Source organism: Shewanella pealeana ATCC 700345, assembly GCF_000018285.1.
Taxonomy (GTDB): domain Bacteria; phylum Pseudomonadota; class Gammaproteobacteria; order Enterobacterales; family Shewanellaceae; genus Shewanella; species Shewanella pealeana.
In genome coordinates this window covers 1,884,720-1,908,599 of record NC_009901.1, presented here as the reverse complement: position 1 = coordinate 1,908,599, position 23,880 = coordinate 1,884,720, and the positions used below count along the sequence as shown (strand labels likewise).

Here is a 23,880-nt window from a genome sequence, read left to right as displayed (position 1 = left end):
GAATATGGAACCCATCGTCAGTAATGGCAGCATTTTTATAGGCATATTGACCTTCCTACTCGTTGGCTTGCTCGTCAGTATGTTTAAGATCTTAAGGGAGTATGAGCGTGGCGTGATCTTCCTTTTAGGCCGTTTTTATCAGGTGAAAGGGCCAGGACTCATCATAGTGATCCCTATTGTTCAACAGATGGTGCGAGTCGACTTACGAACCGTGGTGATGGATGTGCCAACTCAGGACGTGATCAGTCGCGATAACGTCTCTGTACGGGTCAATGCGGTGATCTACTTTAGGGTGATCGATGCTCAAAAAGCCATTATCAATGTCGAGGATTACTTACAGGCCACCTCACAGCTGGCACAAACCACCTTACGTTCGGTGCTCGGTCAACATGAACTCGATGAGATGCTGGCCAATCGAGAGATGCTCAATACCGATATTCAGGCCATTCTCGATACCCGAACCGATGGTTGGGGCATTAAAGTTTCCAACGTCGAGATCAAACATGTGGATCTGAACGAAACCATGATCCGCGCTATCGCGAGACAAGCCGAAGCCGAGCGTACTCGCCGAGCAAAAGTGATCCATGCATCCGGTGAGATGGAAGCCTCGGCAAAATTAGTCGAAGCCGCGGAAAAACTATCAACCGAGCCTAACGCCATATTGCTGCGTTATCTGCAAACCCTTACCGAGATTGCAGGGGAGAAAAACTCTACCATACTGTTTCCCCTGCCTATGGACCTGCTGAAGGGCGTGCTAGGCAAACAAGACAAAAAGCCCTAACTCTAGATACAACAAAGCCCTCAACTATCACTAGATAATCGAGGGCTTTTAGCGGTAAAAGGTGAAGCGTTAGCTGTTAACTTTTACTTGAGCAGGCTCAGCTACAATCTCTGTTTCTGGGTTAAATTTATCGATAACCACAGCACAAACCGCATCGCCAGTAATGTTTAACGTGGTTCTGATCATGTCAAACACGCGGTCAAGTGCAAACAATAATGGTAGACCTTCAATTGGAATACCTGCCGCAACTAATACCGCAATCACTAGGAACGATGGACCCGGTACACCCGCTTGGCCAATGGCGCCCAGTGTAGAGGTGAAGATAATCGCTACATAAGCCGCAAGACCTAGCTCAACATTGAACATCTGAGCGAAGAATACCGCAACTAGACCGTAATAGATCGCGTTACCGCTCATGTTAATGGTTGCACCTAAAGGCAGTACAAATGCAGCTGTAGACTTAGATACGCCAAGCTCTTTCTCACACACTTCGATGTTAACTGGCAACGCCGCCATAGATGAAGCAGTAGACATAGCCAATGCTTGAGGCTTCTTCATTGCCGATAGGAACTTGCCAACCGGAACATTTGAGAAGAACTTAACCATCAGTGGGAAGAAGATAAAGCCGTAGATCAAGATAGCCGCGACATAAACTAGGAATAGGTTCAACACAACAGTCAATGACTGGAAGCCGAAGGTACCCACTGAATCTGCCATTAGACCAAATACGCCGATTGGAGCAATCAACATCACAATGTTAATCATCCAAATAAAGGCTTCAACTATGGTATTAAGTGCTGAAGTAATCGGCTTAGCAGCCTCTTGATTCACTTTAGTCAGTGCGATACCAAAGAAGATACAGAACACTAAGATCTGTAAGATATTACCGCCAGTAAGCGCTTCAAACACGTTAGTAGGGATCATACCAATAATGGTATCAGCCACACCAGGCAAAGCGCCCTGCTCTGCAGTGACCGCAGCGAGGCCAACACTGTGCTGTGAGAAGTCCATGCCAACACCAGGCTGGAAAAACTCACCCATAACAAGTGCTAAGGTCACAGCCAATGCTGAAGTTGCCATGAAGAAACTGATAGTACCGATACCGACTTTACCCGCCGACGGACCCGCACCTAAACTCGCAGCACCGGCAATAATCGAAACGGCAACTAACGGGATCACCAACATCTTAATCAAATGGATAAAAAATGTTCCTAGCGGAGCGAAGATAGAAGCATCTTCTCCCATCATCACACCCACGAGCGCACCCAGCACCATGGCGACAACCACTTGGAATCCAATGTTCTTATAAAACTTTTTCTTTGTGTTCAACACCCTAGCTCCATCACAGACATATTTTATTAAGAGGCATAAATACCCCTTTGATTATTTAGTAACAAAGTATCACGCTGAATTGGCAATTAATGTGATTCACTAACGAGTTATAACCAAATTCGATAATTAGCAAAATATATTCGACCTAGATTGAATAATCCTCAAAAAAATCAGCTATAAAAAACAGAAAATTCATTAATCAAAATTCAGTGTTACAAAATATAGAGTCATAACAACTACAGAGCAACTTTGCACACAGATAAATAACACAATAACTAGCAATGCCTTAACTCGTCATCAAATTAACCCAAATTTATTTAAGCCCAAGGCCGGTAAAGTTGCTATTTTTTTATTCGCCGTCACAGGTGTCCTACTCGTCAAAGGGGTTCTAGTCGTCAAAGGTGTCCTAGCAGTGGAAAAAACGACCACTTCGATTGCGCTGCCTGGATGCGGGTTAAGCGTAAACAAATAGAATTTAACTGATCAAATTAAACAGGTGGAATTGAACCGATAGATAGTATCAGTGACACAGCCAACCATTAGCACAGAAACCCTATTAATGACGAATCTATCAATAACAGAGCCACCACTAACAACTAGCATTATTTCCGACCATCTCTGAGGCTAACAGCCTACATCCTGACTATTATTAACTATGCACTTAGTCGCTTTGTCCTCCCTCCATAAAAGAGTATAAAGTGACTATTCATGAGACTTTACTCCTTATTTTTACAGAGGGTATTTTTATGCGTACTCGCCAGATCTTATGCCCAACAGACTTTTCTGAAACGGCCTCCCACGCCCTAGGCTACGCCATTGAGATGGCAAACTTGTATCAAGTGAATATTCGTTTATTACATGTCATGAGTAAACCTTACGGCGAACACCATTACGACATAGTAGTAGAAAGCGTTGCAGAACTGGAAACTCAACTTGAAGCCTATTCAAACGAAAAACTCGATGCTCTAGTAAAAGAAATTGAACCACAATTAACTAGCACGCTCCAAGTCAAAACCGCCGTTAGAAGTGGAGATACCTTTGCACAGATCTTAGAGGACAGTATCGAGAGTGACGTTGGCATGATCGTGATCGCCAGCCATGGCCATACAGGTCTTTCTCATATGCTCAATCCTAACGTCTCCGAAAAGCTGGCCAACAAGGCTAAGTGCCCTGTGTTGGTGGTTAAGTGATTTAAACAAGGTTCTAGGTTCTAGGTTCTAGGTTCTAGCAAAAGCTAAGACGAAGCTTCGCTCAAGGGAAACAAAAAAAGGTTAAGCTTGACACAAAAAGTCCCCTTTGATGGACAAAAATCCCAACTTTGTATCTCTCAGCAATAAATGCTTAGCTAGCTTTAATTGCAAAGGAGTGAGTGATTTGGGGTCCGACCTTAGCACTTCCTAGAAGCGGAGCGTCCTCGCTGTGAGCTTGCGAACGCCCTAGTTCCTAACAGGACGAAGTCCGCTCTAGCATCTAAACCACCGTTATGTTTAGCTATCGATATTCTACTAATATCGTTCGTGTGGCTAAAATGGCTAGTAATTGCAATTTAAAAAATAAGGCAACAGAGCACCTCAAAGGAGGCTGCCTATGCAACAAGCTACAATATCACGTGACTGGCATGCCTTTCGATGCCGACTTTTGCCATTGCCGTCACTGCCAACAAAGCACAGGTTCAGTGGTCGGTGCATGGATGGATTTTAAACGCGAACAAGTTACCTGGTTAACCGAGCTACCGAAAGAATACGCCTCATCAGAACATGTGAGGCGAGGATTTTGCCAGCATTGCGGCAGTCAGGTGAGCTTTCGTGATCTTCGTTACCCGCAATATTTCACCTTGAGTATTAGTACTCTCGATAAGCCGAATATCATCAAGCCTAATTACCATATCTACACCGACAGCCAACTTGAATGGCTTAACATTCAAGATGAATGCCCAAGGTATAGTCAAAACAGAGGCTAAAAGTTCTAGCTTAGGCAAAATAAATCAGCATCTAAACTGATACTAGGTTTATCTTTTCTTCGGTTCTAGAAGCGCAGCGCCCTAGCAGTGAGCCTGCGAATGCCCTCGTTCCTAGTGCCTTATAAGACCATGAACTGTAAAATCCTGTAATCTCACTGCTAACTGACTTAAATATACGTTATGCTGGCGCGTATAAATTAAAAACTAGAACAATAAACACCTATGCGCTTAACATCACGGCTTACGACTTTGTCTTTAATTGTGGCACTCAGTAGCTTACTCAGTGCTTGCAGCAGTCAGCCCGAGATCAATCCTGAAGAGTTTGCAGGACAAGTATCCGACTCCTTTAGAACCGATATCAAAAGTAATGGCTTAAAGCTATTTACCTATCGCGCGATTCTCACCATGGAATCACCACAAAGCCAAGCTCTGCCCCACGAGGTACGCTCAAACCAGAAGAAGCGCTCTCGCTCTAACAAACGATACCAAGGGCCAGACTTAAGTGTCTGGACGGCGCAGATTGAGCATGGTTTGCAACAAACCATCAAGATGAACGGCTATTGCCGCGATGGCTATATCGAGCTTTATCGCAGCATTCAAGCGGACCGCGGTACCATACGCGGAGAGTGTAATGATGGCGCCGATGAAGCGGATCTGGCCAAGTTTGATTCTTAATACTTCTATTAAACATGTGATCAAACCGTTACTTTCAACCCTAAACCATCTACTTCAGTTGGTGGTTTCTTTATTGCTATCAGTATAGATCTCTGAAGTCTCCATTTTTATAGAGCCAACCAACTCGCGTTGAAATGAATAGCGACTCCTAATTAATCGGCCCTTTATTATTTACCCTTCATTTACCATTTTTTAGTTTTCTCTTTAACTGAAAAGGACTAAGATGCCTGCGTTTTGGGGAGTAGTCATTCTGTCGCGCAGTCGTCATTCCGTTGCTTTAGCTTCCGGCCCGCGAGAACACGTTAAATAATGTGTTTTGACAAGACCAACAACGCGTATTTGCTTTTATTATTTTAGCTATGCGGTTGGTCAGGTGTATCCAACTTTCCTGTACCATCCGCCAGTCGGAGGTATCATGTTCTTAAGTGAACTCTTTTCAGGTTATCAAGGCCTAGTCATACTTACTCTGTTGATGCTTGGCATCGATTTATTGCTCACAAGAGGTAAGATCAGTTTTCGTTCTGCTGCCGTTTGGAGTGTATTCTGGTTTTCGCTGGCTTTTCTGTTTGCTGGCGCTATTTACCTTTTTTGGCCAGAAATGTCGCCAACTAGTCAGCTTTCTTCAAGCGAAGCTAGCACGGCATTTATTACTGGTTATCTTCTTGAAAAATCTCTGAGTGTCGATAATCTATTTGTTTTCGCACTCATCTTTACTCAATTCAACGTACCCGATAAAAACGTCCCGAGGATTTTGATGTTAGGTATCGTGGGTGCTTTAGTATTACGCGGCATCATGATTTCCGTCGGCGCTCCGCTTATTGCACAGTTCCACATGATACTTTATCTGTTCGGCTTCTTCTTGATTTGGACTGGTGTGCAAATGTGGCGTCAGCATGATCAAGACAACTCATCGTTTTCAGATAGTTTCGCCGTCCGTTTGGTGAAGAAATTTATGCGGATCAGCCCTGACTACCATGGGAATAAGCTCTTTATCCGAGACGGCATCGGCATATTAGCCACGCCGATGCTAGTGGTCGTCACGGTCATAGCAATGACAGATATAATGTTTGCCCTCGACTCAATCCCAGCTATCTTTGCGGTAACACAGGAGGCGTACTTGGTACTTGCTGCGAACGTCTTTGCCTTATTAGGTCTACGATCGCTGTACTTTGTTCTCGGCGGAATGTTGACCAAATTTGCTTATTTACATCATACATTAGCATTCATGCTTTGCTTTATTGGTACCAAGATGCTGCTGATTGATACGCCGTTTGCTATTGCAACCCCTGTCTCTCTAGGGGTTATTTTAGCTTCGCTGACAGCAGGTATTGGAGCCTCTATTTGGAAGCAACACCAATTGAAAAAAGTAAATCAATAAAGGCTATAGGCTAAATAGGAAAAATGATGGGCAGTTACTGATACTACAGTGACCGCCCATCGCATAGTGGTACGAGAGCTGAGAGGCCACATATAAGCGGTTAAACATAGCTGTCTATACTCTCGACTGGATGCTTTTTCAGTAATAAAAAACAGGTAATTAAATAGCACACTTCTATTGGAATAAGTAACGCGTAACCAGTCAATGTTAATAACTCATCATTAACCGTTTTTATAAATATTATTTGAGTAAAAATTAACGCTGAAATATAGAGAACTAATAATTTACGATTCAATAGGAAGGTAATTAAGCCTAAAAACCAAAAAAGCATCATATAAAGTTCAATGTCATTAGACCAAAAGCCAAAGCTAACGTACTCTCCAGCCATAAATGATGGCCCAAAAGGCATTAATGAGCCGTAAACAGCGCTATCGCCGGCATCGGCCCCCAGATTAAAACTTAATAGAATCCAGCCCGCCAGTAACATTAATTTCTTCAAAAATAACTTCATATTTTGTATTCACATCACTGCAGCTGAATCGTTAATATACCTAAGTGCAAAAATTTCAAACTCAACTTCAATAGCGAGTCAGACTTTGCAACACAACAGCTTAATTATATCCATCGTACTTTATAGATGAACAGTTCAAATTATCGTTATCAATCGAGCGACTCTGAATACTATCTGCCACTACAAGAGCGAAAATACAACGTCCCAACAGCCAAATTGGCTACCGCCTTATTAAGTTCATGTTAGAAAAAGATACGTAAAAAATCCATTTACTCCATTTGCGGATCTCATTATGATGCGCGCATCTATGACTATTGGAATGCCGCTAAGATGCGCACCACTCTTGCTATTTTCGCATTACTCTACCCACTGTTCTCTATCAATGCATTTGCAAATACTAATTCTGATGTTAAACCCGTTTCAAAAACCCCAACCGAAATAAAATCGCAAACTATCGCTATTTTAGGCGCTATGGATGCAGAAATTGAAAAGCTACTGCCTGAGATAAAGCAGCGTCAAACCCACACCATTGCCAAGAATACTTACTACACGGGTGTTATCCAAGGTAAACCTGTAGTGGTTGCTCGCTCAGGCGTAGGTAAAGTTAATGCGGCTATCACCACTTATGTATTGATTAATCATTTTGACGTAAACAGTATTATTTTCACCGGTATTGCTGGCGCAGCAGGGCCGGACCTCAATGTTGCCGATGTGGTGATTTCGACTGCACTTGTGCAGCACGACGTCGACTTAACCGCCTTTGGCGCGCCAAAAGGGCTGCTCGATGGTTATGACGACCGCCTCTTCTATGCTGATAAAAAACTACAAGCACTAGCCCTTAATGCGGCAGTGGAGTCGGTAGGTAAGGCTCGCGTACACACAGGCATTATCGCTACTGGCGATCAGTTTATTGCCGATAAAGCCGTGGTGAGCATGTTACTTAAAGAGTTCAGCGCTATCGCCGTCGAGATGGAAGGCGCCGCAGTGGCTCAGGTGACCGATATGTTTGATATTCCGCTAGTTGTCATTCGCACTATCTCTGACAAAGCCGATGGCTCGGCGCACTTAGTCTATGAAGAAGCTAAGCAAGTCACCGCCGATAACTCGGTCGCAATCACACTAAATATGCTTAGTCAGATGTAATAAGCAGTAAGCAACTAGTTCGTTTATTTATATCAGGCTTATTCTGAACTCGCTTGCAAAGAATCCACCTTCTGAAGAAGGTGGCTTTGCTATCTGTTCCAAATAAGACTCCCTAAAAGGGAGCTTTCCTACCGTGCGTTAGCAAGACGCCGTAAATATATCCCTATAGGCTCTACTAAATCTTCCCTGATTTAGAAGCTTGCACCCCACTATTAGCAAAGCTCATACATCACTTGAGCTAACAAGCTATGTTTAAATGAACTTATAAGCCGTGTATCGCAGGGATGCGATAAGCGAGCCTCCATGGGCCCTTTTTCTTTCAACAAAAGTCAGCGTGCGAATAAGTCGTTAAACATAGCCTTACTCCCCGAATTCATTGAAGATATTTCAGGCAAAGCCTAATTGATGATAACCACCTACTGAAGTAGGTGGTTTAGGGCTGAAAATTAAAAAGGCGCTATCCATAACGGTTAACGCCTTTTTGTTATCTGTTCAGAGACTAGATTAAGCCTCTAATGCCTTAGTATTTTTAGTCCTGCAGGCCTGACTAAAGCTAACCTTACCAAAGTCCTCTAAAATCGCGTAACAAGCTGGCACCATAAACAGTACCAGCGCAGTTGAAGCGAAGATACCAAACACCATAGACACCACTAATGGCTGCAGTACCTGCGCCTGAATACTGGTCTCAAGTAGCAGAGGCAACATACCCGCAGCAGTGGTTAAGGACGTAATAAACACCGCTCTAAAACGCTCTTTGCTAGCACTTACTACCGCTTGATGCACCGATTGCCCCTCTTCTACGTGGTAGCGAATATATTGCACCAGCAAGATGGAATCGTTGACGACAACGCCCGCCAGTGCCACAAAGCCTAATATTGACGGCATACTCATGGAGTAACCCAGTAACAGATGGCCCCATAACACCCCAATCAAACCGAGTGGAATGACCGCCATCACCACTAATGGCTCGATGTAGCTCTTAAACTGCAGGCTTAAGATGGCAAAAACTGCGAGTAAGCCAACGATAAAACCACTTGCCATGGAGTTTTGCGTGGTCTTGCTTTCTTTCACTTCGCCCTCGTAGCTTACCCTGATCCCAGGGTAGCGCTGCTTAAGTTCGGGTAATAGCTCATCTTTGAATGCATTATTGATTTCACTGGCGTTCGCTAAGTGAGTATCCACTTCGCCGGTGATGGTGACAAAACGCATTCCGTCGAGACGGGAGATCTTCACATAGCCTCGCTGCCACTCAAAATTAGCGACTGCCGATAAGGGAACCTGCTCACCAGCACTTCCTATGCTAATAGGAAAGTTAGCTAGGTTCTCAAGTTTAGCGGCATCGGCTTTATCAAGCTGCACATCGATTTGAATGCTCTCTGGCCCCACCTGAATATTATCGGCAGTTTGGTGGAAATAAGCACCGCGAAGCTGACTGGCAAGCATCATACCGTTAACGCCGAATGCCTCGGCACCGGGTTTAAGTGTCATCAGTATTTCCGCTTTACCCGGTCTCATACTGTCCATCACACCAGATACGCCGTTGAAGCCTTGCAAGTATTGTTGCACCTCAATTGAGGCGGATTTAAGCTGATCTAAATTATCCCCACGCACACGAATTTCAATTGCGCGCCCCGCAGGCCCCATCTTGGGCTGCTTAAATACGATCGCAATCGGGTCAACCATCTCACCCACGCCTTGCTGCCACTCGCGAATAAAGGTGCTCATCAGAGTTTGACGCACCTCCGCGCTCAACAAATCGATTTTTACCGTGGCCACATGAGCGCCACTTTCCCCCGCATCGGCGTTAAAGTTAAAGCGCTCGGTGATGTGCTGAACAAGACGCTGACCGTCCTCTTTGTCACTGTATTTAGCATCTAACGCCTTAGCCACACTGACAATACGATTCACCACCAGCTCAGTTTGCTCAAGCGTTGAGCCCGGCGGCAAGATAATTCGCGCCTCGGCAACATCGCCATCGAGCTCAGGAAAGCCGACAAACTTAATCGCGCCGCCCGCGGCTAACGATATAGAGATAAACAGCAGGCTTACCATTGAGCCCATAAACACGTAGCGCCAGTTGATCACCCACTCTACCGCCGCCACTAACTGCACGGTTCTAAAATATTCAAACTTTTGATTGAAGGCTTGCTTAAAGCGGCTGGTTTTACGCTCTTTCCCTTTCGCTGCATGGGCCAAGTGATTCGGTAAAATTAAGAAGGCTTCGACTAAGCTGACGGTTAAGATCAGCAGCAAGGTTTGCGGAATAACCCTAAGCACCTTGCCCATATCACCTTCCATAAAGGCGATGCTGGAGAAGATAAATACCGTGGTTAAGAAGGATGACACCACGCCCGGAAGCACTCGCTTAACGCCTTGAATAACTGCGTCGGCCTTGTTCATGCCACGTTCAATATGAGCCGCTATCGACTCGGCGATGACGATGGCATCGTCCATCATAATGCCAATAGCCATCAAAAACGCCACCAGCGTCATGATGTTAATGGTTAAACCCAGCTGCGCCATAAAGAACAGGCTGCCCATAAAGGCGACTGGCAACCCCATGGCCACCCAGAATGAGTAACGCAGGCTGAAGAACAGCCACATACACAAGAATACCAGTACCACACCTTGCCAACCATTCTTAACCAGCATGGTTAGGCGGTCCCACAGCAGTGAGCTCAAATCGTTAGAGGTGCTAATGGTGATGCCGTTAGGCGTACGCAGCTTCTCGGCGTCTAAGAAGCCGATGATCTCCTCTTTAAGGCGCAGTGAGTCTTGTGATTTGTTCTTAAACACAGTCAGAATCGCCGCTTGCTCACCATCGAAACGAATACTCTCTTCATCAAGCTCGAATCTGTCGGTGATGGTGGCGATATCACGAAGACGCACCACTCCGCCCTGCGCATCAGAGCGAATGACGATATTAGCAAGACGCTCTGGCTCAACCTCGCGCTGATCGAAGCGAATGAGAATATTCTTGCTTGGGGTCTCAACCGTACCGCTTGGCAACTGCACGTTTTGCTGCTCTATCTGTTTAGCCACATCGGCAACACTCATGCCTAAACGCTTAATAGCACCGAGCGACACCTCCACCAGTAACTGGTGGGATGAAAAACCCGAGATCTCAACCTGACTAATGCTGGTATCGAGTTTTAAACGGCGCTTTAAGTCCTCTGCATAAGCTTTAAGCTCAGGCTTACTGGTCGATGCCGATACCGCGATATCGATAATGCGCTCGTTAAAGTCTAACTCTTCGACAATTGGCGGCTCAATTTCGGCTGGGAAGTCCTTGATAGCGGAGATCTTGGTTTGCACATCCACTAGGCTGCGACTCAAATCTGCCTTATCATCGAGCTTGAGCGTCATACGCGCCACGCCCTCTAATGCGTCACACTTGGTCTCGATAATACTACCAAGACTGTCGACGGCATCTTCCATTCTTAGGCAAAGGTTCTCCTCCACATCTTGTGGCGATGCGCCTGGGAGAACCACCTGAGCGGTAATATAGCTCTTGGAAAACTCAGGAAATGTCTCGCGCTTAAGCTCTGGCAGCGCTTTAATACCCAGTACGATAAAGGCCAACATCAACAAAGACGTCGCCGTGGGGTGACGAACGAAAAATCCAATCACGGCAGCATCTCCCCAGCCGCTTGTTCAGTACTCAGGTCAGCTCCTGTCGCGTCATCTGCTCGAATGCGTAGCGCCATGCCGTTAACCGCTGGAATAAGGTCAGTTAATACTAACTGCATGCCCTCAACGAGATTGCCCTGCACCGCCGCTTGCCCCTCTTGACGGAACAGCACCTGAACATCCACAAGTTCGAGGCGATTGTCTTGATCCTTGATATAGAGTTTTTCACCGTGTAGTGCTCGCTCGGGTACCATCCAGTAGTCACGCTCGCCGCCTTTAATTCGGGCACTAACAAACATGCCATTCACCAATGGTGGTGACTGACCAATTTTAAGCTCGCGGTACTGCTGCTCTACCTGTAGCACAATATTTACCGTGGCCAAGGTAGGATCGACCGTTTCACCTATACGGGTAATTTCAGCCGGCCAACTAAAGGAGTAAGTCGCACCTTTTAGGGTGATCTCGGCGGTTAAGCCCAAGGCTTCAGCTCGGGGTAATTGCTTATCTTGCCCTTGTGGCCTGTTAACTGTTTTCATCAGTGTCATCACATCACCTAGCGACACCTGCGCCTCGACCTCCATCACCTCGATGCCATTGATGCGTGCAAGCACCTGCTGCGGCGATACCACCTGACTACCTTCAACATTGACCTCGGCCACACGGCCTTCAAATGGCAGGCGAATCTCCGTCTTGGTTAACTGACTCTGTGCTTCCTGCTCACGAGCAATCGCTTGCAGCAGTTGAGCTTGAAGAATTTGCGTCTCGTTTGGCATCAAGTTCAGACTATTATCTAACTCTTGTAGCTTTTGCTGCTGAGCCAGTAGGTTCTGCCGCTCGCCATCGAGTTCAGACTGAGAGATAAGATTTTGCTTACGCAGTGTCTCTTTACGCTTTAAGTCAGATTTGACTAAGTCATAGCGATTATTTTCAATCTCAAGCGATAACTTAAGGTTTTCAAGTTGTAGCTTCTTACCTTCTATCTGACCCTCTAGGGCCTTACGATCAGCCTGAGCTTGAGCCAGACGAATTTGATAATCCAGCGGATCGATAGCCAGCAGTAAGGTATCTTTGGCAAGGATTTTCCCCACGGCAAGATCTGGGTGCTTGTACACCACGCGGCCACCGACTTCAGGCAGTAACTGCCATTGAATTTTAGGACTTACACGGCCAAAGGCATCGACTTGTACCACCACAGGGCTTTTCTCTAGAGAGATCACCTCGACCAACTTACTCGGCTCTGCCTGCAACTCTAATGGTGGGTGGCTACGCAACTTGACCACTAACACCAACACCACAAAACCCACGGCGACCGCAGGAAAGAAATACCATCGCTTCCCCTTAAATGCCGACATTATTGCTGACCTCCAAAGAGTCCGTGCTGGATAAGTGCAATATTGTGTTTGGCCAATTGAGTATAAAATTCATCATTAAGTTGATAACCGTGCAGTTTTGCCATTGATAACGGCATGACAAAGGGAAAAATCATAAGGCTGAGTAACGACATCTTCACCATCATAGGGTCGAAGTCACCGCACTCTTCGAGTAACGCTTTGGGCATAGGCGTCAGCTCAACAATAGGCGTAAAGAGTTTAAAAATAACCTCTTTAGCCTCACTTGAGCCATCTGAGTTCATTAAGCGAAATAAAAAACGGGGGAAATCTGGATTAGGGATCATGGTTTGGTAAAACTCATTGATCAGATCTGCGATCGTAGGCTTAGCTTGATGCTTTTGCAGCGTCTTAGCCCTTTGATGGATAGGATGGATCTGCTCAGTCACCATGGCTTCAAATAGTCCTAACTTATTACCAAAGTAATAACGGATCATCGCCATGTTAACGCCAGCCTGCTGCGCAATTTTCCTAATGCTGACGCTATCATAATCTGAAGCGGTAAAGCATTGGTTAGCAGCACGGATAAGCGCTACTCGAACATTTTGTTCGGCGGCTTTTTCCGTCGCTTGTTCAGCAATGCCTTTTGGGGGAGTTTTCTCAGACATGACACCAGATCGCACTATTCACTCGAATAGCGCAAGTCTACTGTCTACCATGTTTTTTTGCATGAAGTATCGTTATTCAAAAACCAGAGTTTTGAATAACTGCACACTACGTTAAATTAACGAGTGAGTTTGTAAAATATTATTGAACTAAAGCTAACGAACTTGCTCCACTCACGAGCCGTTATGATTAGACTAATGAGAAGCGGATCAAATACATAGAGGTGATCCCAGGATAAATCTGGCGGATTAATGTCTTAAGCTCTGCAAGACTCATATTCTCTTGTTCTGCATGTGTGTCATCTAAGTCGTCATAAGCCACTTGTTCAACCGACAGAATATCGAGCTCACCATAACAGCGGCCATCTTCTAAGTTTGACACACTCACCCGCTGGCCTGCCTGATAGAAAGACTCGGACTCATCGCGCAGAGTAATGGTTTTCTTGCCCGCAAGAATATCGGCTTCGAAGCGGCTGAAAAAAGTGATCTTATTCGGTGGATTCATGCTGGTTTTATTACTCATCTTTATGCTTTATCGTGCACCACTATTGATGCTTTGCGCCATTTTAATCCTATCGCAAAATTTGGTACATCATTTTTAGTCCATGCCGAGTCTCGCCCATTTTTAGTTCAACCTAAGGTAAGCCAAAACAAGTTGCCAATATTGTTAATCACAATACTGCAGTGGCGGTTGTGCCTTGTTTAAGGTAAAATTCGGCTCCGATTTCTAGCTTGGCGCAGAATGTGTCACAATAGTCATCATATAGACGTTATTAATAGGCATATCGTAGAGAACTCATGAACAGAAAACAGAAGATGATCAAAAAGACTGCAAAACGTGCTAAGGCTCGCCTTAATAAGCACACTGCGCCTACGATCAAAAAATACGTGTCTAAAGCAGAGCGTGCAGAGCAACAAGCAAAACTTGAAGCAGAAGCAGCAGAGCAAGCGACTACAGCACAAGAGACAACTGATGCGACAAATGACGCGCCAGTAGAAGCAAACGAAGAAAAAGCGGCGTCAGCTAACTAAATATCGGCAAAACCCGCGCAATGTTTCTCGTTTGATTGAGCTTATTTGCTAGGAGTACTCTCCTCTTTAACGCCAATAAGCTCAGCTACTTCATTACTTCCCACACAGTCTTGCTCCTCATTGACTATTGCCATGTTGGCACAAGAGGAAGAAAGTGGACTTTGACCACTCAAGCTTAGCTCCTCATCAAACTCGCTCTTATCTTTCGTCTTATCTTTAGCCGTGTCCTTCGCGAAATCAGCGACGTCATCAGCAACAGTTACAACAGCTGCCGCCTTAACCCGTTCAACCAATCGGTACGCCACAAGCACACCCGCGATACCGAAAATAATCGAGCCTACCGCCTGACCAATCAACACGCCGTAAACCCCGCCCCACTTAGCACCAAAATAAACGAATGGAATGGTGCCTAATGTTGCCTTACCCACATTAAACAGAGTCGAATACTTGGCCTTGCCTAAGTTATTAAATGAGGCATTGGCGACGAATAAAACACCTGAGAAGATAAAGAACACCGCGATAAACGAGCAGAAGAACAAGATCAAATCCGCCGCATCACCTTTCATATCAAACACACTTACTATTTGATGGCGTGTTAAAAACAATAGCAGCGACACAGCCAATACATAGACGGCGCAAAATTGGATCGCTCGGGTGAGCGACTCTTTCACCCGCTCAAACTGCAACGCGCCATAGTTCTGGCCAACAATCGGCCCGATGGCCCCGGATAAGGCGAAGATCATACCAAACGACACCGGAATGAGGCGCCCAAGCACTGCCCAGCCAGCCACATAACTATCACCAAAATCTGCGATGGCGCGAGTCACCACCGCATTACCGATAGGGGTGGCCACGTTAGTGAGCATAGCGGGACCTGCGATAGCAAAGATAGGAGATAAATCTTCAACAAAGTGATCAAAATTAAAGCGACCCAATAGGTTGTGCTTGACCACAACGCCCCTTGCCGCAACCGCAAACACGGCAAAACGAGCCATTACTGAAGCTACGGCTGCACCTTCAATTCCCATGGCAAACATGAAGATAAATATCGGGTCAAAAACCGCATTTACGCCACCACCGACTAAGGTCGACACCATAGACAACTTGGCATCGCCCACCGCCCTCAAGGCACTACCGAGCGCCATCGCTAGACAGATAAGCGGCAAGGAAGGCACCAGAATATTAAGATAACTCTCGGCAAGCTCGGCGGTTCTGCCTGTCGCGCCCACCAGTCTCAACAGCTCTGGAATAAACATATACACGCTAAATGCGACAAACAGGCTCATTAACAAGGTCACAACGAGACTGTTTAATAGTAATCGCTTAGCCTTTTCACTCTCTTTAGCGCCAATTGAGCGCGACACCAAAGCCCCAAGAGCAATAGAGAGGCCGATGCCTATTGAAGTGGTAAAGAATGAGATGGTGCCAGCGTAGCCAACTGCCGCGGCAAGCTCCTGCTCCCCCAGTAAACTGAGGAAGAATATATCCAATAAGTCGACCACAAACAGCGCCGAAATACCGATAGCCGCGGTGGAACTCATCACAAAAATATGGCGCAGAATCGATCCCTGTACAAACTTGGCTACAGCCATAACACCTCTAATCCTTTAATTGTATTTTTACAGCTCACTCTCTAATTCACTGCCGCAATGATCGCAGTAGAGCGCATTATTTTCATGACCAACTTTCAGGCAGTTACTGCAGCGTCTTAAATCTCGCGTACGGCCAATCTCTTGTGAAATCTCGGCGGTTAAAATACCCGTCGGGATAGCTATAATCGAGTAACCCAGCAACATAGTAAATGCCGCAATCGCCTGTCCCAGCGGCGTGCCCGGAGTAATGTCACCATAACCTACGGTGGTGATGGTCACAATGGTCCAGTAAATCGACTTAGGAATCGAGGTAAAACCATTGTTAGGTCCTTCAACCACGTACATCACCGCGCTGAGCACCACAACGATGAGACTCACCGAGAAAAAGAAGATAAACACCTTACGGCTAGACTGCATCATGGCACGCAGTAGCAGGTTACCTTCACTTAAATAGCGTAGCAGTTTCAACACCCTAAAAATCCTAAATAGACGTAGGATCCTAATGACCATGGTGAAGCTTGCCCCAGGGAAGAACAGGGCTAAATAAGTCGGTAATACCGATAACAGATCGACCACGCCATAGAAACTTCTGGCGTAACTGAGTGGCTTGGCCGAGCAGTAGAGTCTTAATATGTACTCTATGGTAAAAATAAAGGTAAAGCCCCACTCCATAATGACAATCATATCGCCATAACGCTCATGAACCGAGGCGACGGTATCAAGAAAGACGAGCAGCACACTCATCACGATACAAACCATTAAACTGATATCAAAATAACGCCCTGCAGGGGTATCGGTACCGAAAATTACCCGGCGTAATTTAAGCTTTAACGAACTTTCTGGATCTTTCTCTGTTGCCATTTTTACAACAAATCCTTGCAAAAATTTAGCGATGATTTGGTCAGTTTAATCTGACTTATCAAGGCATTTAAGATTGGTGATATGAATAGTGTGACACGCATACTCGGTGAGCTCAAAAATAATCTTAGCCTTTACCATCAACACCAGTGCGATTTTAAGGTAATATGAAGCCATTCACTCATCGTTTTTTAGCCGTTTCGCTCAAGGTTTTTCATGCGTTTTATTGTTTTATCGCTCAGTTTGCTGATGCTAATTTCAAGCACCCTTTTTTCAAGCGCCACATTTGCGAGTGCTATGGCCAGTGGTAAAGCCGACTTAGTGGTGGTGACCAAGTCTGAAGCAAGCATGGCAATACTTCGCCAAGGCAAGGTGCTCAAGAAATACCGCATCGCCATGGGGGATAATCCTGTGGGTCACAAGCTGACCGAGGGCGATCAACGCACCCCTGAAGGCCGTTATATACTGGATTATAAGAAGTCGGATAGTGCTTACTACCGCGCTATCCATATCTCCTACCCAAATGATGAAGACAAATTACGTGCTGACGCGCTCGGTATTAGCCCTGGCGGACAGATCATGATCCACGGTGAAAACCCAAATTCCAGCCTAACTCCAGAAGAAGCCCAGATGTATAATTGGACCGATGGCTGTATCGCGATCACCAATGCCGAAATGGACGAGCTTTGGCGAGCGATTGAGCCCGGCACCCCAATTGAGATCTGGCCTTAAAGAGCCAGTCACTGTTCCCATTAACAGCTATTTTTCCACTTTTTATTCCATGCCCATTTTCGTTAAGGCACACCCTATGACTTACCAAGAATTAATTAGCAGCTGGCCGACATTTAGCCAGCGCATACAAGCATTTACTCAAGAGTTAGGCCTAGACTCACTCAAACTTGAATGTGACCATAGCGCACTTCGCGTTAATAGCGCTGAGGCCGCAGATGAACTGCGCCATGAGTTTGCCAAGGTCGGTAACATCATTTCAGACAATATGATAAACGGCCGCCCAATTCTAATCATTGAGCTAAATACACCTTTAATTATGGGTGATAGTGCGATTGAATGTGTCGAGCTGCCCTACCCAAGTGACAAAGTCTATCCTGTCGAAGGTTGGGAGCATATTGAGTTGGTGCTCGACTGCGGCGCTAAAGATTGCGACACACTGAGCCAAGCGTTATTGGCTCATGCACCGCAACTTGCCGCTGTTTTATCGGGGGAAACCGAGATTAAGGTGAAAATGAGTTCACCTAAAGGTGATAAAGAGCGATTAGCGAATCCGACTATCGCCTTTAAGAGAGATGGCATTTGCGTCAAAGTTCACTCTCAGGGCATTAAAGCGGTTATCGCTTCTGAAGCGGAATAAGACGTTGTAGATTTTAGGTTCTAGGCTGAATAAGACGTTATAGATTTTAGGCTCTAGACTCGAGTGCTAACAGCTTTTAGGTCCTAGGTCCTAGGTCCTAGGTCCTAGGTCCTCCAAAATTTTGCCGATAACATTAATCATTGCCCAAATAAATATCGTCTTTAATCAACTTACGGCAAAGCACTAATAAGGTATCTCGCTCTTGGGTGCTTAGGGGCTCATAAAACTGTTCAATAATCTCGGACAATATTGCGCCGGCCTGATCTTTTATCAGTAAACCTTTATCGGTGATCATTAAATATTTAGCTTTTTTATTGGTTTCACTTTTAAAGCTAGTCACCAATTCGCGCTTTATACAATTATCCACTAAACGCTTAGTGGCAGAACGTTCACGCAGTAACCCCTCAGCAAGTCCTTGCTGAGGCATCTCACCGCCATGGGCTAACACCTTTAACGCCCCTAACATCTCCAAGCTGATCCCAAGTTTGGCCAATAAGGCTTGGTTAGCCAGAGTTCTAAATTGCTTATAGGCTAATCCCATCATAAATGACGCACTTGCTTCGAGTTCAGGCACTATCTGGCTTGTTTGTAACATTGTGTTCTCTTTTGTTCGACAACTGAAATAATAGAAATAATATCGCCAAGGTTACCGCCAATTCCCACGCTCTGAGAAAGATACTCTCTAACCCCATACTCATAGTAGCGATATAGAGTTGAATTGGCAGCACTGTGGCTAAAAGCGCATCAGCGTGAATGTCTCGCTGAGCATTTTGCCCTGTAACCATCATCGCAGCAATTGCAAAAATGGCACCAGCAACAATCAGCGCGTAATAACCTATAATCGCTTGATGACCCGCCAGTAAAACACTCACTAACACAGCAACGGCGCAGCCGCCAATTTGGGTGATAAATCGGCGTGACACCACCTCTTTATAGGCACGGCGATCACTCTGGGTTGCCGCCGCAATCACTGGCACCATACAGAAAGTTGCCGACAGCAGATTGATATTCATTAATAACGCTATTCCTGCGCCAATCAGGCCTATAGTGACAAGCCTTTGCTGATAGGTCACTCTTTGCGGCTTAAGTGCCATAGGGCTTATCTTGCTGTTTACCGGGAACAGCCACACGGCAGCCTTTGCTACACACACGGTGATCACCATAGACAATAGAATTTCGCCGATTCTATCGGGCATGCTCTGGCTACTAAATTGCGCAAAAATGACAATCAAGATCCAGTTAAAAACCGGCATGATCATTCCTCCACGCTTAGCGGGGGTATCGGCTTTTTTACGCATCCAATCAATAAAGATTAAACTTATGCTCCAAACAACAAAAGGATGAGACTGAAACAGTTCAACAACTAACAACGCCACGCAGGCACACACTAATGTGGGAGCGAAAGTGCGAACTAGGTTGCTCCAGCAGTAGTCTTTTACTTTGGTCATGACGATGGTTGGATACAGCGCAAGGTAAACGCTAGAATCAAAATTAAAAACTTTGCCAACCAACATGCAAAATGTAATAACTAGAGTGACTCTAATCGCTTCATTTCTCTCATTTAAACCAAAAGCAGAGCTTGATTTAAAACAGGCCTTTATACTGTTTGCTATAGGCTCAAACATTCTCAAATCCACAGATGTTCTTTGATGAATACATTAGGGCTCCCCACTAAAGTTTAATAAATGGGCAATTAGCTAGCCTCAATATATATAGTGAAAATAGCTCACTAAGTGCATCCAGAGCTTGGCGCAAGTATCCACCAGCCAATTACCATTTTCTACCATCACACTGGCTCTAGAACCCGAAATCAGTTGCGGGTTTTGCTCATTGACGCTGATGCGAGTGCGAATTTTCTGCTGTTCTCTGATCCAGCGATCACTGTTAGTCACATCGGCTAGCTGACCGAGCTGACTCGATGCATCATAAATTGCACTGTCTTGATTAAGTATTTTTCCCTGAAACACTTTGCCCGGCAGTGCATCGAAAACCACAGCTACTCGGGCGCCAGCTTTAAGGTGAGCAATGCCTTTTTCATTGAAGTCCGCACTGAGCCAAGTGTCTTGATCACTGACTACAAACATTGCACTGGCCCCTGCAGCTAAGTAGCTTCCCGTTTGCAGCTGCAAATTGCTCACTGAACCCGCAAGCTTGGCTTTAATGACGGTATGTTCAAGATCGAGTTGAGCCTGAGCCAGCTTAGCCTTAGCGAGTTCAATCGCTGCATTATCTTGCTCTGTTGCCAGCTCAACCTGAATACGCTTCACTTCGGCTTTGGCCGCTGACTCAGTGCTGACAGATACTTTATAAGCCAGCTGTGTATCTTCTAACTCTTGCTGAGTAACCGTACCCTGCTTCAATAATGACTCATATCGCTTCATCTTACGGCTGGCATTCAATTTCTCTAAGGCTCGTTGGGAGGTAAGCTGCTCAGCCGAGACCAGCTCTTGTCCTTTTGCAGAATTGGACTCCAGTGCTTGGTCAAGCTCAGCCTGTGCTTGTTTTACCGCAATAAGGTATCGGCTTTGATCGATTGAAAATAATGCTTGCCCTTTACTCACTTGCTGGCCATTTTTGACATAAACCTGAGTCACAACGCCCTCAACTTCGGCGGCAATTGTCGCCACGTTCTTTTGCACAGCAGCCTGTGTCGTGAAGGGAGCGATATTGTCTGTTGTGACCAAAAACAGCGAAAACAGTACGGCTAAACCCAGTACTGCATAGCTAATATATTGGTATATTTTATCTTTCATCTTCTCTCCGCAAATATCGCTGCTCTAGCATCTTTAGCCTGTTTCACTGCAGCCTAGACTTAATCTTGCTCGCTCTTTCCTTAGCTCTTTCCTTAGCTCTTATCTTAGTAACGAGCTTTGTTGTGCATGCAACATTAATAAGCATACACCCATTTTGTTGCCTATGCAACAAAGCTGTGTTCACCTAAATTTAAGCCAAAAAAAAACGCAACTATCTAAGCTGCGCTTTTAAGAATTATTAACTGATTAAAGGCTGTTACCGTCTAGGATATTGCCAAAACCAAGCCCTGCTTAGCCGATCTCGCCACTAACAGGCAGATTGTTATTCGCAATTTAGGCAGTGCTCCTCTCTTTTGCACGATTAAATGCCCGATAAAACTCAGACCCAGTGCAAATAACAAGACTTAAGCTCGCCACTAACTCAAGAGGCTCAGTACTCAATGCTTGTAATAATGGTTCAGAGCGATAAATCAAATGACCGAGTAATCGACCAGTATTGAAGACACTCGCAATAAAAATGATTGGGCAAATGATTAAGCCAAACCAAAACCAGAGCTCGTAGAATACTCTCATCGCGCTTTCCTTGCTCATTTCTGTTAATGATCCACTTAATGCTCGTTTTAAGTTATAGATATTGCTTAAACCAAGTGACTATCTCTTGGTTTGCTTGTTGTTTATTGTGGATTAAGGGAGCAAGTACAGAAAGAGATAACGCAAAAGCTGCTGTAGCTAGAACCATGCTCATGACCACTCCTTTAAATCAGCCACAAATTAAATGAAAGCTGCAAATAAGAAACATAGGATCAACTCCCCTGAGAGGCTTTTATTATTTTCACTAAGCTTGAATGTCTTTTTTAAACGCTAGAGCAGCGACATAAATCAATCCTAGCGGGGGAATGATTGACAGCATGGTGCCGATTATCGCGACAAGTGTAGGAGTCGTTGTTTTACGTTTGCCTAGGTAGAAGCTTATCCCGCCAATAACTAACATTGCGATTAACAGGATCTGGAAGATAAATTCACCTAATAGGCTTGCATTGATACTCATTTGCAAATTTCCTTTTGCTTGATATTTCTAATTATTGTTGCAAACAGGTTAACTGAAAATGGTCTTTGATTTCAAATGTATTGCATAACAACCAGCCAAGATATAGACAAAAAAGCCTCGTCTAAATGACGAGGCCTTGGTAATAGGGCTTTAAAAACTAATATTCAAACTCGAAATTACAGCGTTAACAAGTAGTCCAGCCCACCCGTTATCGCAGCAACCTGTGCCAGAATGCAGTTCTCATCATCGGCAAGCGGACTATCAGGATAGACCTCTGTTGTAGTGACATATTTTGCATCAGTCACGCCCGCGCATAATCCTAACGCTTTCGTCGCGTAGTTAATAACGCCAAACTGAGCGAGTTCAACACCGATTAATTTGCCGCTTTCATCGGCAGGCGCGATATGCGTCACCTGCTCGACCGATTTGATCATTGCCGTTTGAAATGCATCTTGTGGATTAATGGTGTCACCGACTAAGTAAAAGCCATCTGGTATATTCCAGTTTGTGTGCTCTACGGCATCACGCGCTGCCAATGCGGGTCTAAATTCGCTGTTATCGGTATCTGTGGTTTCGTGTAGATCGATATGGGCAAAAACCTCAGCTCCGAGTCCCGCTAAAAGCGTCATCAAGGCCGCAGACTCTTCTGCAGGGCTATCTTGATAGAAAGAACGGTTAGGATCGACAGCGTTTGGATTCCAGCGATTAATGGTTTCATAACCCCAAGGACTGATACAAGGCGCCACAACTATATTAAAGTGCTTAGCGTAATCTGCCGCTTGGGTTTCGATAAAACGAATAGCGCCTTGAACACCACTGGTTTCGTAGCCGTGGACACCACCCGTCACTAATATGGTTGGCTTGCTCATATCCCAGTTTAACGACTTCACAGCAAACAAAGGATAGCGCTCTACGTCATAGGAAAGAGAGCCGTACTGTGCAAGCTCAAAACGGTCCTTAAGCCCAAGGATTTTGCTCACGACTTCCTCTTGATATGAGCGTTTAATTTTTTGGGCGTTAAACCACTGAGCCTTCTCTGCCCCGCCCCACTTCTGTCCCTTCACACCGATTGCATATGCTTGCTGATCCATTATTACTCCTTTTGACTTGGTTTTATCTCCAAGCTCTTCTATACCTAAACTCAAACCCAAACTCAAACCCGAACCCAAACCTTAAGCCCGAATACTAAGCTCTAATACTAAGCTCCAATATTAAGCTCAAATATTAAGCTCAAATATTAAGCTCGCACCCAAAAGCAGGTTTGCTCTAACACGGGTCACTAAACTGCCCGAAAGCATAAACGCGATACCATTTGATAGCAATGCGATTAGCCGCTAACGACTTGAATCTTGCTTATACAAACTAATGAATTAACAAACCTGACATTTAATCAAGAACACAACTCAGAAATCTAACTAAGGAGAGTAGCAATGACAGCCCTAAGACACGGATTTTCCATCGGCATCGAGAGAATCAATGATGAGTTTTTTCTCACACTCAAAGCCAAAGGCAAGTTAACCCATAGCGATTACCTCGCTATGACACCGGTAATAGAGTCAGCACTATCTGAAGTGAAACATCCGAAAATCAAGGCATTTTTTGATGCGACAGAGCTTGAAGGTTGGGAGCTGAGCGCCGCTTGGGATGATTTAAAGCTAGGACTTAAGCATGGCAATCAATTCGTTAAAATTGCGCTCTATGGTAATAAGGGCTGGCAAGAGCTTGCCTCAAAAATAGGAAACTGGTTTATTGCGGGAGAGACGCGCTACTTTGACAATGAATCCGACGCCCTTGACTGGCTTAAGCAATAGCAGTTAGAAATAAA

25 protein-coding genes are annotated in these 23,880 nt (G+C 45.2%); 10 read left to right on the top strand and 15 right to left on the bottom strand.

Features of this window, described 5'->3' with window-relative positions; genetic code table 11:
- The first annotated feature begins 4 nt into the window (after window positions 1-4).
- A complete protein-coding gene (locus SPEA_RS08290; RefSeq protein ID WP_012154820.1) occupies window positions 5-781 on the top strand; it encodes a slipin family protein in 777 nt (258 codons plus the stop codon).
- A gap of 69 nt (window positions 782-850) precedes the next feature.
- Here SPEA_RS08290 and SPEA_RS08285 read toward each other — a convergent pair whose 3' ends face one another.
- On the bottom strand, window positions 851-2,113 hold the full coding sequence (locus SPEA_RS08285; RefSeq protein WP_012154819.1) for a dicarboxylate/amino acid:cation symporter: 1,263 nt from the start codon (window positions 2,111-2,113) through the stop codon (window positions 851-853).
- 746 nt (window positions 2,114-2,859) lie between these two features.
- Between SPEA_RS08285 and SPEA_RS08280 the strand changes: the two genes are divergently transcribed.
- From SPEA_RS08280 to SPEA_RS08265, 4 genes are all read left to right on the top strand, one after another.
- Window positions 2,860-3,303: a universal stress protein gene (locus tag SPEA_RS08280; RefSeq protein WP_012154818.1), complete on the top strand. Its 444-nt coding sequence runs from the start codon at window positions 2,860-2,862 to the stop codon at window positions 3,301-3,303.
- A gap of 338 nt (window positions 3,304-3,641) precedes the next feature.
- Window positions 3,642-4,073, top strand: a complete 432-nt coding sequence (locus SPEA_RS08275) for a GFA family protein (protein WP_041411354.1) — start codon at window positions 3,642-3,644, stop codon at window positions 4,071-4,073.
- 249 nt (window positions 4,074-4,322) lie between these two features.
- Window positions 4,323-4,748, top strand: a complete 426-nt coding sequence (locus tag SPEA_RS08270; RefSeq protein ID WP_223296581.1) for a hypothetical protein — start codon at window positions 4,323-4,325, stop codon at window positions 4,746-4,748.
- Between the two features lie 415 nt (window positions 4,749-5,163).
- The gene (locus SPEA_RS08265) at window positions 5,164-6,126 is read left to right on the top strand and encodes a TerC/Alx family metal homeostasis membrane protein (RefSeq protein WP_012154815.1); all 963 of its coding nucleotides are present in this window, start codon (window positions 5,164-5,166) and stop codon (window positions 6,124-6,126) included.
- A 100-nt stretch (window positions 6,127-6,226) separates the two neighbouring features.
- On the opposite strand, the gene SPEA_RS08260 is transcribed toward SPEA_RS08265, so the two are convergent.
- Window positions 6,227-6,637: a hypothetical protein gene (locus SPEA_RS08260; RefSeq protein WP_012154814.1), complete on the bottom strand. Its 411-nt coding sequence runs from the start codon at window positions 6,635-6,637 to the stop codon at window positions 6,227-6,229.
- A gap of 330 nt (window positions 6,638-6,967) precedes the next feature.
- Between SPEA_RS08260 and SPEA_RS08255 the strand changes: the two genes are divergently transcribed.
- Window positions 6,968-7,780, top strand: a complete 813-nt coding sequence (locus SPEA_RS08255; RefSeq protein WP_012154813.1) for a 5'-methylthioadenosine/adenosylhomocysteine nucleosidase — start codon at window positions 6,968-6,970, stop codon at window positions 7,778-7,780.
- Window positions 7,781-8,284: 504 nt separating this feature from the next.
- On the opposite strand, the gene SPEA_RS08250 is transcribed toward SPEA_RS08255, so the two are convergent.
- From SPEA_RS08250 to yqfB, 4 genes are all read right to left on the bottom strand, one after another.
- The gene (locus tag SPEA_RS08250) at window positions 8,285-11,410 is read right to left on the bottom strand and encodes an efflux RND transporter permease subunit (RefSeq protein WP_012154812.1); all 3,126 of its coding nucleotides are present in this window, start codon (window positions 11,408-11,410) and stop codon (window positions 8,285-8,287) included.
- Window positions 11,407-12,762 carry an efflux RND transporter periplasmic adaptor subunit gene (locus tag SPEA_RS08245; RefSeq protein WP_012154811.1) on the bottom strand — a complete coding sequence of 452 codons (1,356 nt, stop codon included), beginning with the start codon at window positions 12,760-12,762 and terminating at the stop codon, window positions 11,407-11,409. The genes SPEA_RS08250 and SPEA_RS08245 overlap by 4 nt, the downstream gene beginning before the upstream one ends.
- On the bottom strand, window positions 12,762-13,406 hold the full coding sequence (locus tag SPEA_RS08240; RefSeq protein ID WP_012154810.1) for a TetR/AcrR family transcriptional regulator: 645 nt from the start codon (window positions 13,404-13,406) through the stop codon (window positions 12,762-12,764). Before SPEA_RS08240 ends, SPEA_RS08245 begins: the two co-directional genes overlap by 1 nt.
- A gap of 187 nt (window positions 13,407-13,593) precedes the next feature.
- Window positions 13,594-13,908 carry a N(4)-acetylcytidine aminohydrolase gene (gene yqfB, locus SPEA_RS08235; protein ID WP_012154809.1) on the bottom strand — a complete coding sequence of 105 codons (315 nt, stop codon included), beginning with the start codon at window positions 13,906-13,908 and terminating at the stop codon, window positions 13,594-13,596.
- 293 nt (window positions 13,909-14,201) lie between these two features.
- Here yqfB and SPEA_RS08230 point away from each other — a divergent pair, with 293 nt between their 5' ends.
- Window positions 14,202-14,435, top strand: a complete 234-nt coding sequence (locus tag SPEA_RS08230) for a DUF2986 domain-containing protein (RefSeq protein WP_012154808.1) — start codon at window positions 14,202-14,204, stop codon at window positions 14,433-14,435.
- Between the two features lie 41 nt (window positions 14,436-14,476).
- Here the strand turns inward: SPEA_RS08230 and SPEA_RS08225 are convergent, their stop codons facing one another.
- Genes SPEA_RS08225 through SPEA_RS23430 form a run of 3 tightly spaced genes read right to left on the bottom strand, consistent with a single transcriptional unit; the run spans window position 14,477 to window position 17,062 of the window.
- Complete coding sequence (locus tag SPEA_RS08225) at window positions 14,477-16,027, bottom strand: MATE family efflux transporter (RefSeq protein WP_012154807.1); 1,551 nt, start codon at window positions 16,025-16,027, stop codon at window positions 14,477-14,479.
- 27 nt (window positions 16,028-16,054) lie between these two features.
- Window positions 16,055-16,888 carry an ion transporter gene (locus SPEA_RS08220; RefSeq protein ID WP_012154806.1) on the bottom strand — a complete coding sequence of 278 codons (834 nt, stop codon included), beginning with the start codon at window positions 16,886-16,888 and terminating at the stop codon, window positions 16,055-16,057.
- Window positions 16,889-16,933: 45 nt separating this feature from the next.
- Complete coding sequence (locus SPEA_RS23430; protein WP_263053341.1) at window positions 16,934-17,062, bottom strand: hypothetical protein; 129 nt, start codon at window positions 17,060-17,062, stop codon at window positions 16,934-16,936.
- A 72-nt stretch (window positions 17,063-17,134) separates the two neighbouring features.
- Here SPEA_RS23430 and SPEA_RS08215 point away from each other — a divergent pair, with 72 nt between their 5' ends.
- Together SPEA_RS08215 and SPEA_RS08210 are read left to right on the top strand one after the other, a co-directional pair.
- Window positions 17,135-17,617: a L,D-transpeptidase family protein gene (locus SPEA_RS08215; RefSeq protein WP_086024358.1), complete on the top strand. Its 483-nt coding sequence runs from the start codon at window positions 17,135-17,137 to the stop codon at window positions 17,615-17,617.
- 76 nt (window positions 17,618-17,693) lie between these two features.
- A complete protein-coding gene (locus SPEA_RS08210) occupies window positions 17,694-18,254 on the top strand; it encodes a VOC family protein (RefSeq protein WP_150102214.1) in 561 nt (186 codons plus the stop codon).
- Window positions 18,255-18,387: 133 nt separating this feature from the next.
- Here SPEA_RS08210 and SPEA_RS08205 read toward each other — a convergent pair whose 3' ends face one another.
- From SPEA_RS08205 to SPEA_RS08180, 6 genes are all read right to left on the bottom strand, one after another.
- Window positions 18,388-18,849: a MarR family winged helix-turn-helix transcriptional regulator gene (locus SPEA_RS08205; RefSeq protein WP_012154803.1), complete on the bottom strand. Its 462-nt coding sequence runs from the start codon at window positions 18,847-18,849 to the stop codon at window positions 18,388-18,390.
- The gene (locus tag SPEA_RS08200; RefSeq protein WP_012154802.1) at window positions 18,821-19,879 is read right to left on the bottom strand and encodes a DUF2955 domain-containing protein; all 1,059 of its coding nucleotides are present in this window, start codon (window positions 19,877-19,879) and stop codon (window positions 18,821-18,823) included. Before SPEA_RS08200 ends, SPEA_RS08205 begins: the two co-directional genes overlap by 29 nt.
- A gap of 78 nt (window positions 19,880-19,957) precedes the next feature.
- Complete coding sequence (locus SPEA_RS08195; RefSeq protein ID WP_012154801.1) at window positions 19,958-21,007, bottom strand: HlyD family secretion protein; 1,050 nt, start codon at window positions 21,005-21,007, stop codon at window positions 19,958-19,960.
- A gap of 333 nt (window positions 21,008-21,340) precedes the next feature.
- On the bottom strand, window positions 21,341-21,580 hold the full coding sequence (locus tag SPEA_RS08190) for a hypothetical protein (RefSeq protein ID WP_012154800.1): 240 nt from the start codon (window positions 21,578-21,580) through the stop codon (window positions 21,341-21,343).
- A 262-nt stretch (window positions 21,581-21,842) separates the two neighbouring features.
- A complete protein-coding gene (locus tag SPEA_RS08185) occupies window positions 21,843-22,055 on the bottom strand; it encodes a hypothetical protein (protein ID WP_041410887.1) in 213 nt (70 codons plus the stop codon).
- A 176-nt stretch (window positions 22,056-22,231) separates the two neighbouring features.
- Complete coding sequence (locus tag SPEA_RS08180; protein ID WP_012154798.1) at window positions 22,232-23,146, bottom strand: M14 family metallopeptidase; 915 nt, start codon at window positions 23,144-23,146, stop codon at window positions 22,232-22,234.
- Window positions 23,147-23,485: 339 nt separating this feature from the next.
- On the opposite strand from SPEA_RS08180, the gene SPEA_RS08175 reads away from it, so the two are divergent.
- Entirely contained in the window at window positions 23,486-23,866 is a 381-nt protein-coding gene (locus SPEA_RS08175; protein WP_012154797.1) for a SpoIIAA family protein, read from the top strand.
- The last annotated feature ends 14 nt before the right edge of the window (window positions 23,867-23,880 follow it).